The 13,392-nt window shown below is 61.6% G+C and carries 10 protein-coding genes; 3 read left to right on the top strand and 7 right to left on the bottom strand.

Translation table 11 applies throughout. The features are described 5' to 3' along the window. Positions 1-163: 163 nt before the first annotated feature. The 3 genes from I6G90_RS07385 to I6G90_RS07375 all read right to left on the bottom strand — a co-directional run bounded on the left by I6G90_RS07385 (position 164) and on the right by I6G90_RS07375 (position 3,052). The gene (locus tag I6G90_RS07385; RefSeq protein WP_197930505.1) at positions 164-532 is read right to left on the bottom strand and encodes a cupin domain-containing protein; all 369 of its coding nucleotides are present in this window, start codon (positions 530-532) and stop codon (positions 164-166) included. 141 nt (positions 533-673) lie between these two features. Beyond that, positions 674-2,248, bottom strand: coding sequence for a cation:proton antiporter family protein (locus I6G90_RS07380; protein ID WP_197930503.1), 1,575 nt, complete (start codon positions 2,246-2,248; stop codon positions 674-676). 54 nt (positions 2,249-2,302) lie between these two features. Beyond that, a complete protein-coding gene (locus I6G90_RS07375; protein ID WP_005337281.1) occupies positions 2,303-3,052 on the bottom strand; it encodes an HAD-IIA family hydrolase in 750 nt (249 codons plus the stop codon). Between the two features lie 198 nt (positions 3,053-3,250). On the opposite strand from I6G90_RS07375, the gene I6G90_RS07370 reads away from it, so the two are divergent. Continuing rightward, entirely contained in the window at positions 3,251-4,315 is a 1,065-nt protein-coding gene (locus I6G90_RS07370; protein WP_197930501.1) for an adenosine deaminase, read from the top strand. A gap of 113 nt (positions 4,316-4,428) precedes the next feature. Here the strand turns inward: I6G90_RS07370 and I6G90_RS07365 are convergent, their stop codons facing one another. The 4 genes from I6G90_RS07365 to I6G90_RS07350 all read right to left on the bottom strand — a co-directional run bounded on the left by I6G90_RS07365 (position 4,429) and on the right by I6G90_RS07350 (position 9,644). After that, positions 4,429-5,415 carry a zinc-binding dehydrogenase gene (locus tag I6G90_RS07365; RefSeq protein ID WP_197930498.1) on the bottom strand — a complete coding sequence of 329 codons (987 nt, stop codon included), beginning with the start codon at positions 5,413-5,415 and terminating at the stop codon, positions 4,429-4,431. Between the two features lie 148 nt (positions 5,416-5,563). Next, the gene (locus I6G90_RS07360; protein ID WP_197930496.1) at positions 5,564-6,685 is read right to left on the bottom strand and encodes an alkene reductase; all 1,122 of its coding nucleotides are present in this window, start codon (positions 6,683-6,685) and stop codon (positions 5,564-5,566) included. Positions 6,686-6,881: 196 nt separating this feature from the next. Continuing rightward, positions 6,882-8,417, bottom strand: a complete 1,536-nt coding sequence (locus I6G90_RS07355; RefSeq protein WP_197930494.1) for a TerC family protein — start codon at positions 8,415-8,417, stop codon at positions 6,882-6,884. Positions 8,418-8,717: 300 nt separating this feature from the next. Then, entirely contained in the window at positions 8,718-9,644 is a 927-nt protein-coding gene (locus tag I6G90_RS07350; protein WP_042059343.1) for a cation diffusion facilitator family transporter, read from the bottom strand. Between the two features lie 163 nt (positions 9,645-9,807). Here I6G90_RS07350 and ydiJ point away from each other — a divergent pair, with 163 nt between their 5' ends. Continuing rightward, positions 9,808-12,879 (top strand): D-2-hydroxyglutarate dehydrogenase YdiJ, encoded by a 3,072-nt coding sequence (gene ydiJ, locus I6G90_RS07345; RefSeq protein WP_197930492.1) that lies wholly within the window; start codon positions 9,808-9,810, stop codon positions 12,877-12,879. Continuing rightward, complete coding sequence (locus tag I6G90_RS07340) at positions 12,879-13,367, top strand: hypothetical protein (protein ID WP_042059346.1); 489 nt, start codon at positions 12,879-12,881, stop codon at positions 13,365-13,367. The genes ydiJ and I6G90_RS07340 overlap by 1 nt, the downstream gene beginning before the upstream one ends. Positions 13,368-13,392: the final 25 nt, after the last annotated feature.

Here is a 13,392-nt window from a genome sequence, read left to right as displayed (position 1 = left end):
TCCATTTACATTCCTCGTCAGACACAATGCCTAGCGGAAAAACCTTTTGCAAGCGGGAAAACCGCAGAAAATCATGCCGTAAGCGTCAAGCGGATCAACGGGATAAGGGGGCCGGTAGTGGCGCCGGTCGTGGTACAGGGAGTGGGTTCAGGTGACGTGCACGTCAAGCCGAAGCGGGTTCGAAGATCACATATACCTTGCGACAGGGCGTAAGGGTCTCCCACTCGCCGACAAAGCCGGCGGGAATGACGAATTGATCGCCGGGTTTGAGGGCAAGCTGGCCGCCCTGACTGTCGTGGATCACCACATCCCCCTCCAGCAGCTGGCAATACTCGTGTTCGGTGTAGTGAATGGCCCAGCGGCCGGGCTCGCAGCTCCAGAAGCCCACGTGAAACTGCTGGCTGGGGTCGGAGTAGTGGTTCCATACCGTCTGGCTCGGGTTGCCCGCTTTAATGCGCTCGGGGGCAGGCATCAGCGGGGTGGGGCTTGCCTCGTGGCGGTCGAGCAAAATCCAGTCGTTAAGGGTCTTCATGGTGCCTCCCTGGTAATGGGGATATGAAAGCGGGGCCATCCCGGCCCCGCGATTGTTCGTTTTATTAAACGAGGTTGAGCATAACTTAAACGATGCACATCCCCTTGCCAAGGGCCCTCGCCAAGCCTCCGATACCAGCTCTCAGCGCGGCTGCAAGCGGCGGATCACATGGCGGGCAAAGCCGCTGCCCGCCTCGTTGTAGACATTGAACACCGCATCCACCCCTTGTTCTTGCAGGGAGGCGATATCGTCCTCGAAGCGGACGATGGCGGCGATCTTGCCGTTGAAGCCGTGGCTGCGCAGCTTCTCGATGGCGTAGAGATTCCCCGAGTGGTGGGGCATCGCCAGCAGTACCAGATTGACCTGATTGGAGAGCAGCACCTTGTCCCAGAAGTCGGTATCGGTGGCATCCCCCTCGATGACGTTCATCCCCTGGGCGCGCAGGGTGGGCAGCTTCTCGCTGTCGTTCTCCACCCCGAGAATGACGTTGCCGTATTTGTTCTCCAGCTCGAAGTAGGCCCCCTGACCGATCCGTCCCATGCCGAGGATGATCACCTCGGCATCGCCAAGCTCGATGGGCCTGTCTTCCGGATGAAGGTTGCTCGCCTGTAATCCTCGCAGCCAGTGGCCGATGCGGTGATAAATGCGCTCGCTCTGGGCATTGAGCGGGGCCGAGATCATAAAGCTCGCCGCCAGTGCCAGCGAGACCGCCACCAGCCACTCGTGGGAGATCCAGCCTGCCTTGGCGGCGATGGCCGCGACAATGAGGCCAAACTCCGAGAAGTTGGTGAGCGCCAGGGTAGAGAGCAGGGCGGTACGCACCCGCAGGTGGGCACCGCTATAGACCAGATAGTAGAGCGCGCTTTTCAGCGGTAGCGCCAGCACCAGTGCCAGTGCCAACAACATGGTGTCGTGAGTCGGCAGACCGTTGAGGCCGATGGTGAGAAAGAAGCAGACCAGAAAGAGGTCTTTGAGGTTGAAGAGCGCCTTGGCAAGGCCCGCTGCGGCAGGATGGGAGGCGAGCATCATGCCGATGATAAGGGCCCCGAGATCCGGCTTGAGGCCGACCACTTCAAAACCGGCGGCTCCGACCACCAGCGCCAGAAATACTCCGAACAGCACCTGCAGCTCGCCGTGACCGGCCCGCTCCAGCAGCTTGAAGAGCAGCGGGCGCAGCAGCGGCAGCCCCAACACCCAGAGCGCCCAGATACTGGGCAACTTACCGCTGGAAAAGGCTAGAAACGCCACCGCGAACACATCCTGCATCACCAGCACGCCGATGGCGATGCGGGCGTAGAGGGCATTCATGTCGCTGCGATCTTCCAGCACCTTGACCGCGAAGACAGTGCTGGAGAAGGAGAGGGCAAAGCCCAGCAGCAGCGCCAGCTTCCAGTCCAGCGACAGGGCGAGGTGGAGCCCCAGCCCCTTGCAGACCAGCAGCACCACGGTAAACAGCAGGGTGGAGAGCAGAAGGTGCAGGCTGGTGGTGCCCCACACATCGCGCCGCATCAGGGTCTTGATATTGAGCTTGAGACCGATGGTGAACAGCAGCAGGGTGACGCCGAGATCGGCCACCTCGCTCAGGGCGGGGGTATTTTCATATCCCATGCCGTTGAGGATAAAACCGGCGGCCAGAAAGCCGAGCAGGGGGGGCAGGCCAATCAGATTGACTACCATGCCGCAGCCAAAGGCCACGGCGATCAGAATGGGTTCCATAACAGATCCTGCAAGGGCAGGAGAGACCTGCCCTGTTTAACGCTTGGGTGGTGATTAGACGATATCGATGTCGACCACGGAGTCGAAAATATGGTTCGGGCGAAACGGCATACGGTCTATATCGGCCACCTTGCTCACCCCGGAGAGCACCAGCACCGTCTCGAGCCCCGCCTGAAAGCCCGCCAGAATGTCGGTGCGCAGGTTGTCGCCGATGATGATGGTGTCGTCGGAGTGCGCCTCCATCCGGTTGAGCGCCGCACGGATGATCCAGGCGCTCGGCTTGCCGACATAGAACGGCTTCTTGCCGGTCATCCGCTCGATGGGGGCGCACAGGGCGCCGCAGGCCGGGTGCATCATGGGGCCGTGGGTATCGGGGTTGGTGGCGATAAATCGGGCACCCTGATCGACGAACTTGGCGCCCTGTTGCATCATGGTCCAGTTGTAGTTGCGGGTCTCCCCCACCACCACGAAGTCGGGGTCTATGTCGGTGATGGTGAAACCGGCCTTGTAGAGCTCGTGGGTCAGCGCCCCTTCACCGATCACATAGGCCTTCTTGCCATCCTGACGCTTGAGGAAGTCGGCGGTGCCCATGGCGGAGGTATAGAAGCACTCCTCCGGCACTTCGATCCCGGCGGAGCGGAAGCGGTTTTGCAGATCTTTCTGGGTCTGGGCCGGGTAGTTGGTGAGGAACAAGAGCTTGCTGCCCTGCTCCAGCAGGCGATGTACGAAACGGTCGGCACCGGGGATGAGATCGTTATTGTGCAGGATGACACCGTCGATATCGCAGATGACGTTCTTCTTCATGAAAACTCCTTGTCAGGGCGCAGGCGAGCCGCCAATCGTTAAGATGTTCAATCAATTATGATTTTTGTGACGCCATTATAAGTCTGTTTGATGACAAGTCTCCCCTGTCTCGCCACTTGGGTGCACAATAAAGTTGTCATGGTGTCAGTCTGGTGGAGGGGCTGACGCCGGGATCACTTTGCTGCTGGAGCCGTCGCTATGGACACCCCGATTCCCAAGCCCGTCACATCCGAACACCTCACCGCCGCGCAATTTATCGCCGGACTGCCGAAACTGGAGCTGCACCTGCATATCGAAGGCAGCCTCGAACCCGAGCTGATGTTTGAGCTGGGCCGCCGCAATAACATCCCGCTGCCCTGGCCTGATGTGGCCAGCGTGCGCGCCGCCTATGATTTTGACTGCCTGCAATCCTTTCTCGACCTCTACTATTGCGGCGCCAGCGTGCTGGTGACCGAGCAGGATTTTTTCGACCTCACCTGGGCCTATCTTGAACGTTGCGCTGCCGACAAGGTGGTGCATGTGGAGATCTTCTTTGACCCGCAGACCCACACCGCCCGCGGCGTCCCCTTTGCTACCGTGCTGGGCGGCATCGAGCGGGCGTTGCAGAGCGGGGAGAAAGAGTTTGGCATCAGCTGGCGGCTGATCATGAGTTTTTTGCGCCACCTCAGTGAAGAGGATGCCTTTGCGACGTTGGCAGAGGCTATGCCCTTCCTGTCACGCATTCACGGCATCGGCCTCGACTCGGGGGAGCAGGGCAATCCGCCCAGCAAGTTTGCCCGGGTCTTTGCCCGCTGCCGCGAGCTGGGGTTGCCTGTGGTGGCCCATGCGGGCGAAGAGGGGCCTGCCGACTACATCTGGCAGGCGATCAACGAGCTGCAGGTGTGCCGCATCGATCACGGGGTGCGCTCGGCCGACGATCCCGAGTTGCTGCGTTATCTGGCGGATACCCGTCTGCCGCTCACCGTCTGTCCCCTCTCCAATACCCGGCTCAAGGTGTTTGGCAATATGGCCCAGCACAATGTGTTGCGGCTGCTGGAGCAGGGGCTTTGCGTCACCATCAACTCCGACGATCCCGCCTATTTCGGTGGCTATATGGGGGCCAACTTTGCGGCGCTGGCCGATGGCCTCGGCGCGACCATGAGTCAGCTCTGCCGCTTGTCGCTCAATGCCGTTGAGGCGAGCTGGCTCTCTCTGGCTGACAAGGCGCGGCTGACCCGGGAGATCCGTGGCTATGCTGCGACCCACGGGGTGATCCTGCACTGAGTCAGGCGCCAATGCCGTCGATATGAAAAGCAGTTGATATACAAAGAGGCCCGCCATCACTGGCGGGCCTCTCTCATTTCAAAGGCTGGTGTAGCTGCCGGGCGAAGTCAGCGTTACGCCACCCGCACCAGAAACTTCTCGCCCTGTCCTTCGCGCTTGAAGCGCTCGAGCAGGGTGGGCAGCGCCTCGAAGTTGCCGATCACCAGCGGCGGCAGAGTCAGCTCGCCGGTCGCCATTTGCGCCATCATGGCGACACCGGCCGCCACCAGTCGGCTCCACTGCTTGTCCGAGCCAAAGGCGTGCTGGGCGCCCAGTGCAATTTCGTGTAATGAGAGGCATTGGGCAAAGGCGGGCAGCGGATTGTGCGGGATGCGCCCGAGCACCGTCACCATATGGCCGTAGTAGCCAAGGGCGGGCAGCAAGCTTTCCGCCTGCTGGCTGGAGACCAGATCGATGATCCCCTCGAACGGCTCGTTGCCGTTGGTGGCCTGCAGGGTGGCCAGCCACTCCGGATCCCGATAATCGGCCACCCCCTGCACCCCGATCTGTTTGAGCCACTGATGGTGGCGTGGGCTGGCGCTGGCAAAGAGCCGCGCCCCCTGTTTAAGGGCGAGCTGCACCGCAAAGCGGCCGACACTGCTGCCCGCACCGGTGATGAGCAGCGCTTCCCCGTGCAGGCGTGGCAGCTTGGCCAGCGCCTGCCAGGCGGTGAGACCGGGACAGGGCAGGGCGGCCGCCGCCTCGTCACTCAGGGCATCGGGCACCGGCAGCAGGGCGCGGGCCGGTACCCGGGTGTGGCGGGCAAAGCTGCCGTGGTGGCGCAGGTCGGTGTGGTAGGCGACCCGGGCGCCGAGACGCAGATGGCTGACGTTGGCGCCGAGCGCCACGATAGTGCCCATGCCATCGACGCCGGGCACCTGACCATCCTGCCAGTTGGAGTGGCCATATTCGATCAGCTTCCAGTCCACCGGGTTGAAGGCGATAACCCGGTTGGCTACCAGTACCTCGTCAGGGGCGAGCGGTGCCAGGGGCAGATCGGCGAGGGTAAGCTGGGTCGGTTCACCGGGGGCATGCCAGCACCAGGCTTGGGTGTGATTCATGGGGACTCCTTGTGAAAGCGAGGGGGGGAGAACAATGAGGTCATTGCAACAGTGATTCGGTCAGTCATATCACTCTTGCGAATGCGCAACAATACGACAGGCCCCAACCTGTGGGGCCTGCTTTACGTGGCCGGTTGGCCATCGGCAATCAACTGCTGGTCGCTGCGTCATCGGCCTGATAGACGGGGTAGTCGGTCAGCCCCTGCTCGCCGCCGCCAAACAGGGTGGCCGGATCGTGGGGGGCCAGCGGGTAGTCGTGGCGTAGCCGGTTCGGCAGATCCGGGTTGGCGACGAAGGGGCGGCCAAAGCCAATCATGTCGGCCCAGCCCGCTTCGAGGGCGGCGCGCGCACGGGCCCCATCATATTTACCGGCATAGATCAGGGTGTTGGGGAAGGCATCCCGCAGACCCTGCTTGAAGTTCTCCGGCATCAGGGGGGCATCGTCCCAGTCCGCTTCGGCAATGTGCAGGTAGGTGACATTGAGCTGGCCCAGCAGGCGGGCGGCCGCCAGATAGGTCTCCTGCGGGTTGGCATCGACGGTGCCGTTGAGGGTGGTGAGCGGCGCAAGACGCACCCCAACCCGATCGGCGCCGATTTCGCTGCTGACCGCCTCGGTTACCTCTTTGAGGAAGCGCAGCCGGTTCTCCAGCGAGCCGCCGTAACGGTCGGTGCGGGCGTTGGACTCGGAGTCGAGGAACTGGTTGATGAGGTAGCCGTTGGCGGCGTGCAGCTCGATGCCGTCAAAACCGGCGCTGATGGCGTTGCGGGCCGCCTGACGGAACTGGCCCACCACCGCATCGATATCGGCCTGGGTCATGGCACGTGGGGTGACTGTCTCGACAAAGCCCGGCGTATCGCTGCCGTTATCGACGAACACCTTGACGCCCGTGGCCGCAATGGCTGACGAGGAGATGGGCTGGGCGCCGCCGATGTTGTCGGGATGGGTGACCCGGCCGACGTGCCAGAGCTGGGCGAAGATGGTGCCGCCCTTGGCGTGCACGGCATCGGTCACCCCCTTCCAACCGGCGATCTGCTCGGCGCTGTAGATCCCCGGCGTCCAGGCGTAGCCCTTGCCCATGGGGTCGATCTGGGTGCCTTCGCTGATGATCAGGCCCGCCTCGGCTCGCTGGGCGTAGTAGCTCGCCATCATGGCGTTGGCCACATCACCCGGCTGACTGGCACGGGAGCGGGTCATGGGGGGCATGACGATGCGGTTGGCAAGGTGCAGCTGGCCGAGGCGCAGCGGGCAGAACAGGTGATCGTGGCTCATTTTGAGTTCCTCATGGTGGAAGTGAGGCCACTCTATGCCGGTATCTTGTTGTGAAAAAGAGGGGTAATTGCACAAGAGAATTGCGCTTGATGCAGCAATCAGCGCAAACCGCCGCGAAAGGCGGTGTTGAGGCATAAAGTTGAAGCATAAAAAAGAGGGCCGTCTGGCCCTCTTCAGTTTTTTACCGGTGGCAGGCTCAAGCCGTGCCTGGCATCACTTTCACCCGCTCGATGCGCCGCTCGCTCACCTCGATCACCTCGAAGTTGAGTTGCTGCAGTTGCAGCTGCTGGCCCGGGGTGGGCAGGGTGCCGAAGTGGGAGAGCAGCATGCCCGCCAGGGTCACGTACTCGTCGCTCTCGCTCACCAGCCCTTCGTGCTCCAGCACCTGCTCCACATGGTGGATGTTGGTGCTGCCGTTGATCAGCCACCCTTCGCCATCGCGCACGATATCCGGGGTTTCGTCCTCGTCCGGCAGCTCGCCGACGATAGCCTCCAGCAGATCGTGGGTGGTGACCAGCCCCTGAATGACGCCAAACTCGTCGGAGACCAGAATGAGGCTCCCCTTGGCTTTGCGCAGCTCCGCCAGCAGGCGGATCACGTTGATGGTCTGCGGCACGATAATGGGGTCGTTCTGCTTGGCCAGTTCGCTTAAGGATTGCCCTTCATTCAAGGCAAACAGCAGGTCGCGCGCCTTGAGCACCCCGATAACCTCGTCCAGATCCCCGTCACAGATGGGGAACAGGCTGTGGGGCTCGCGCTGCAGCAGGGCGCGGATCTCGTCGCTGGAGTCGTTGATATCGATCCAGGCCATCTCGGAGCGCGGGGTCATGATGGTGCGAATGGATCGCTCGGCCAGCGACAACACGCCGGTCACCATGTAACGCTCCTCCTCGCCAAAGCTCAGCGGCGCAGGCGCCGGTGCGTCCAGATCGTCATCAGGCTGATCCTGATAGGCCTTGCTGCCCATCAGCTTGAAGATGGCGGCAGTGGTGCGCTCGCGCAGCGGCTGTTTGGATTCGTGGCGCTCGGCGCTGCGCTGGGCCAGCTGGTTGAAAAACTCGATCAGCACCGAGAAGCCGATGGCCGCATAGAGGTAGCCCTTCGGAATGTGGAAGCCGAAGCCCTCCGCCACCAGGCTGAAGCCGATCATCAGCAGGAAGCTCAGACAGAGCACCACCACGGTCGGGTGAGCGTTGACGAAGCGGGTCAGCGGCTTGGAGGCGAGCACCATCACCACCATGGCGATGGTCACGGCGGCCATCATGACGCCAAGGTGTTCCACCATGCCGACGGCAGTGATGATGGAGTCGAGCGAGAAGACCGCATCGAGCACCAGGATCTGGGCGATCACCACCCCGAAGCTGGCATAGGCGCCTACCGGGCCGTCATCCTGGGGTTTGGCTTCCAGCCGCTCGTGCAGCTCGGAGGTGGCTTTGAACAGCAGGAACAGGCCGCCCCCCATCAGGATCAGGTCCCGACCGGAGAAGGGGTGATCCCACAGATGCAAGATCGGGGTGGTCAGGGTGACCAGCCATGACATCACGCTCAGCAGCGCGAGTCGCATCAGCAGGGCCAGCGACAGGCCGATGATGCGCGCCTTGTCCCGCTGGGCAGGTGGCAGTTTTTTCACCAGGATGGCGATGAAGACCAGGTTGTCGATCCCCAGCACGATTTCCAGAATGATCAGGGTAAACAGACCAATCCAGATATGGGGATCCAGCAGCAATTCCATTGTGTGACCTCAATATAAACAGACAGAGCAAACAGTGATCACGGCGCGCGATGGCCGCAGTAACAGCAAGGCAAAGGTGTTATTCAGAGGCGCTGATGAAGCAGATAAAGATAGGCTTTGACAGAAAGGGACGAAGGGCAACTTCGGGGATTGTCCATGATGGGCAATAAAACCTCGGGTAAAAAATGAGCCCTGATGATAACGATTGGCGCCAATTTGGCAAGTGCAGCATCAACGGGGCGTGACGGGGCTGTGATGAGACAGGGGGAGGCGGCTGGGCCGCGCTCCCCCGTGCGGTCGTTACAACCAGCGCTTTTCGCGGGTGAAGCAGACCGAGAGCCAGGCATCGCCCAGGGTATCGCCGAGGCGGGACCAGAGCTCATGGCGCAGGGCATCCTGCCGTTCGACCGGCCAATCCTGATCCGGTGCCACCAGAATGTTCAACTCCAGATCGAAGCGGCGACCGCTTTTCGCCAGATGGCTATAGCACTCGAAGCCATAACGCTGGCGCAGCGTCTCTATTTCCCGCTCGACGTGCTGTGACACATCGCCCTTGGGGGCAATTTTGAATACTTCCCGCAGGTTTCTGCTCAGCACCTTGATGGGAATGAGGGTGGCACAGAGGGCCAGCAGCGAGACCAGCACCGGGTCTATGTAGCGGTTGTATTGGCCGTGGCCGATGGCATCCAGACCAATGGCGACCAGAAAACCGACCAGCAGGGTGGCACTTAAAATGGTATCGACCAGCCACTCCTCGGAATCAACCCGCACCAGTTCGGAGTTGAACTGCTTGGCCAAGCGGGCTTCGACCAGATAAAGCAGCGAACAGAGGAAGGTGGAAATGGCCGCACAGATGAGGGCGTGACCGAGGTTTATCTCGCGGCCACCCTCCAGCAGGGTGGTGATGCCGTTATAGAGTGCCCCCAGGCAGAGCAGCAAGATGATGAGGCCGTTGATCACGTTGGCGATGGGTTCGAAGTGGGCGTAGCCGTACTGGAAGCGCTCATCGTAGGGACGGGTAACGAAGTAGGCCGTGACCAGACCCAGACCTGTCATGCCCATGCTGAACAGGCTGAAAATACCGTCGAGCATGATGGCGTGGGAGCCGACCAGCAGACCGTAGCCAATACCGAAGATGGCAAAGGCGATGCTGCCGACGAGTGACAGGGTGAGCGCCTGCTTCTCGGTGGTGATAAGCGTACTGATAACATGGCTGGGGTGAGCCATAAAAGTCCTCCTTTCAAATGGTGAATATTGCCAAGCGCAAGCGGTTTTCTAGCTGATATACTGCCCGCTCACATGTGAGCGGACTGGCCTGATTGCCATTGACAGGCGGCCAGTCGTAGTCGCCGGCGTGCCGGCATCAAGCAAAGGATGGGAACAAGGATTCATGATCCCGAGACTCGATTACCAGGACAGTTTGTCACCCGCAACCCTGCAGTTTCTTGAGTTGCTAGAGCGCAGCGCATTTCGTGGTGATATCGAAAAGTCTTATGCAAGCCGGTTGGCGATGGCGACGGATAACAGCGTCTATCAGGTAGTACCTCAGGCGGTTCTCTATCCGCGCAGTGCGGATGACATAGCAGCAATGCTCAAGCTGGCCGCAGAGCCGGCGTTCGCTTCCCTGTGTTTTTTCCCTCGTGGTGGCGGTACCGGCACCAATGGTCAGTCATTGGGCGGCGGCATTATCGTCGATCTCTCCCGTTATATGAACCAGATCATGGAAATTAATCTGGATGAGGGGTGGGTGCGCGCCCAGGCCGGGGTGGTGAAAGACCAGCTCAACGCCTGGCTCAAGCCCCACGGCTACTTCTTCTCGCCGGATCTCTCCACCTCCAACCGCGCCACCTTAGGGGGCATGATCAACACCGATGCCTCGGGGCAGGGGTCTCTGGTCTACGGCAAAACCTCGGATCACGTGCTCGGCCTGAAAGCCGTGTTGGAGAACGGTGACATCATGGTCACCGAGCCGGTCAATGGCTCCCGTCTTGAGGACAAGCTGGCCCTCGAAACTCGGGAAGGGGAGATCTATCGCACCCTCTATCGCATCGGCAAGGAGCGGCGCGCCGACATCGAGGCGACGTTCCCCAAGCTCAACCGCTTTCTGACCGGTTACGATCTCAAGCACCTCTATCAACCGGATACAGATACGCTGGATGTGAGCCGGGTGCTGTGCGGCTCGGAAGGGTCTCTTGGCTTCATTACCGAAGCCAGACTCAACATCACACCGATCCCGCGCTACCGCACGCTCGTTAACGTCAAGTACGACAGCTTCCCCTCCGCTCTGCGCAACGCCCCCTTTATGGTGCAGGCGCAGGCCCTCTCGGTGGAGACGGTGGACTCCCGGGTGCTGGGACTGGCCCGCGCCGACATCATCTGGCATTCGGTCAAAGAACTTATTCAGGATGTGCCCGGCAAGGATCTGCAGGGGCTCAACATCGTCGAGTTTGCCGATACCGACGAGGCGGAACACAAGGCCAAGGTGGCTGAGCTCTGCCGCCGTATCGATGCGCTGCTGGCCAAGGGCGAGGCGGGGATCATCGGCTATCAGGTGTGTGACCACCTGCCGAGCATCGAGACCATCTACACCATGCGCAAGAAGTCGGTGGGGCTGCTGGGCAACGCCGAAGGGCGCAAGAAGCCGGTGGCCTTTACCGAAGACACCGCCGTGCCGCCAGAGTCGCTGGCCGATTTCATCATGGAGTTTCGCGCCCTGCTGGACGCCCACGGCCTCGACTACGGCATGTTTGGCCACGTCGATGCCGGTGTGCTGCATGTGCGCCCGGCGCTGGACCTCTGTGACCCGGAGCAGGAGGTGCTGCTGCGGCGCATCTCCGATCAGGTGGTGGCGCTCACCGCCAAATATGGCGGCCTGATGTGGGGGGAACACGGCAAGGGTTTTCGCTCCGAATACAGCCCCGCCTTCTTTGGCGAGCTGTGGGAAGAGCTGCAGCGGGTCAAGGGGGCGTTCGATCCGGCCAACCGTATCAACCCGGGCAAGATCTGTATCCCCTATGGCAGCGGCGCCGAGCTGGTGTCGGTGGATGGCCCCAAGCGCGGCAAGTATGACCGTCAGATCCCGCTTGCCGTGCGCACCAGCTACACCCGCGCCATGGATTGCAACGGCAACGGTCTTTGCTTCACCTTCGAGACCGACTCCCCCATGTGCCCCTCGGTCAAGATCAGCCGCGATCGCCGCCACTCCCCCAAGGGGCGAGCGGGCCTGATGCGCGAATGGTTGCGTCAGTTGGCGGAGCAGGGTTTCGATCCGCTGGCGGAAGAGGTGGCGCTGCAATCCGGTGGCGTGCGCTTCAAGCAGCTGGTGGACAAGGTGCGCAACAGCTGGGCCAAACAGCGTGGCGAGTATGACTTCTCCCACGAGGTGATGGAGGCGATGGCGGGCTGTCTGGCCTGCAAGGCGTGCACCAGCCAGTGCCCGATCAAGGTGGATGTGCCCGATTTTCGCGCCCGTTTTATGCAGCTTTATCACGGCCGCTACCTGCGCGCGCCGAAGGATTACTTTGTCGGCACCGTCGAAAGCTATGCGCCGCTGCTCGCCAAAGCACCGAAACTGGTCAACTTCTTCCTCGAAAAAGAGTGGGCCCAGAAGGCGACCGAGAAGAGCATCGGCATGGTCGATGTGCCGCTGCTCTCGGTGCCGACTCTGGCCGAGAGCCTGCATGACAACCGCGCCCGCTATTTTGATCTGCCGGGACTGGAGCGGATGAGCGCCGAGCAACGCAAGCAGGTGGTGCTCATCGTGCAGGATCCTTTCACCAGCTATTACGATGCCCCCGTGGTGCGCGATCTGGTGAAACTTGCCAGCAAGCTCGGCTTCCAGCCCTACCTGCTGCCCTTTAAACCGAACGGCAAACCCCAGCATATCAAGGGGTTCCTGCGCGCCTTTGCCCGCACCGCCGCCAACAGCGCCCAGTTCCTCAACAAGGTGGCGGCGCTTGGTATTCCCATGGTGGGGGTGGATCCGGCCATGGTGCTCTGCTATCGCGACGAGTATGCCAAGGCGCTGGGGTCGGCCCGCGGTGATTTTCAGGTGCTGCTGCCGCAGGAGTGGCTGCTGTCGCTGCCGGCAGATCAGCTGCCTGTTAGCGCCGACAAGGCAAAGAGCGGGGAGGGGAGCGAACCTTGGTATCTGTTCGCTCACTGCACCGAGAAAACCGCCAAGCCCTCGACTCACGGCGACTGGAGCACCCTGTTTGGCCGCTTCGGGGCCAGTTTGCAGCCGGTCTCTGTGGGTTGCTGTGGCATGGCAGGCACCTATGGTCACGACGTCAAACAGGTGGAGAACTCCAAGGGCATCTATGGGCTGAGCTGGGCCGATCCCCTTGCTCGTCTGCCCAAAGCGCGCTGTCTGGCGACCGGCTATTCGTGCCGCAGTCAGGTCAAGCGAATGGAGGGGGAGAAGCTCAAACATCCATTGCAGGCCCTACTGGAGCTGCTCTGATGCTGCGTTTTCCCAAGCGGTTTCGGGTGCCGAAGGCCTATCGGCATCCACGTTTCTTGTTGTTGCCTGCCACTCCCGCTCAGGCGGTGGTGGAGTTTGTCGCCATGTTGCGCGAGCGGGAGCAGCTCCATCAGCTGTTTCGCCCGAACGATATCTGGCCCTCCGCCAACTTCAGCTTGAGCCAGCACGAAGGGGATCTGGAGTGGCAGCAGTCGGAGTTTCTGGCCAAGCGCTCCTTTGCCTATGGTCTCTGGAGCCCGGATCGGGAGCCGCAATTCTGGGGCGGGGTTTATCTTTACCCCTCGGTGCTGCCGGAGGTAGCTGTAGAGCTCTTCTTCTGGAAGGTGGCCGAGGCGCCCATCATGGATGAGGAGCTGGAGGCGCAGCTGCGCGACTGGCTCGCCAGGGTGTGGCAGTGGCCGGAACCCCGTCTGCCGGGGCGAGAGGTGCCGTGGGCCGAGTGGCCCGGAGTCACCTATCCCTGGTGACGCAAGGTGGTTGCCAGGATGCCCC

This window comes from Aeromonas allosaccharophila, from assembly GCF_016026615.1.
GTDB classification, from domain to species: Bacteria; Pseudomonadota; Gammaproteobacteria; order Enterobacterales; family Aeromonadaceae; genus Aeromonas; species Aeromonas allosaccharophila.
This window is presented reverse-complemented; position numbering and strand designations above follow the sequence as displayed.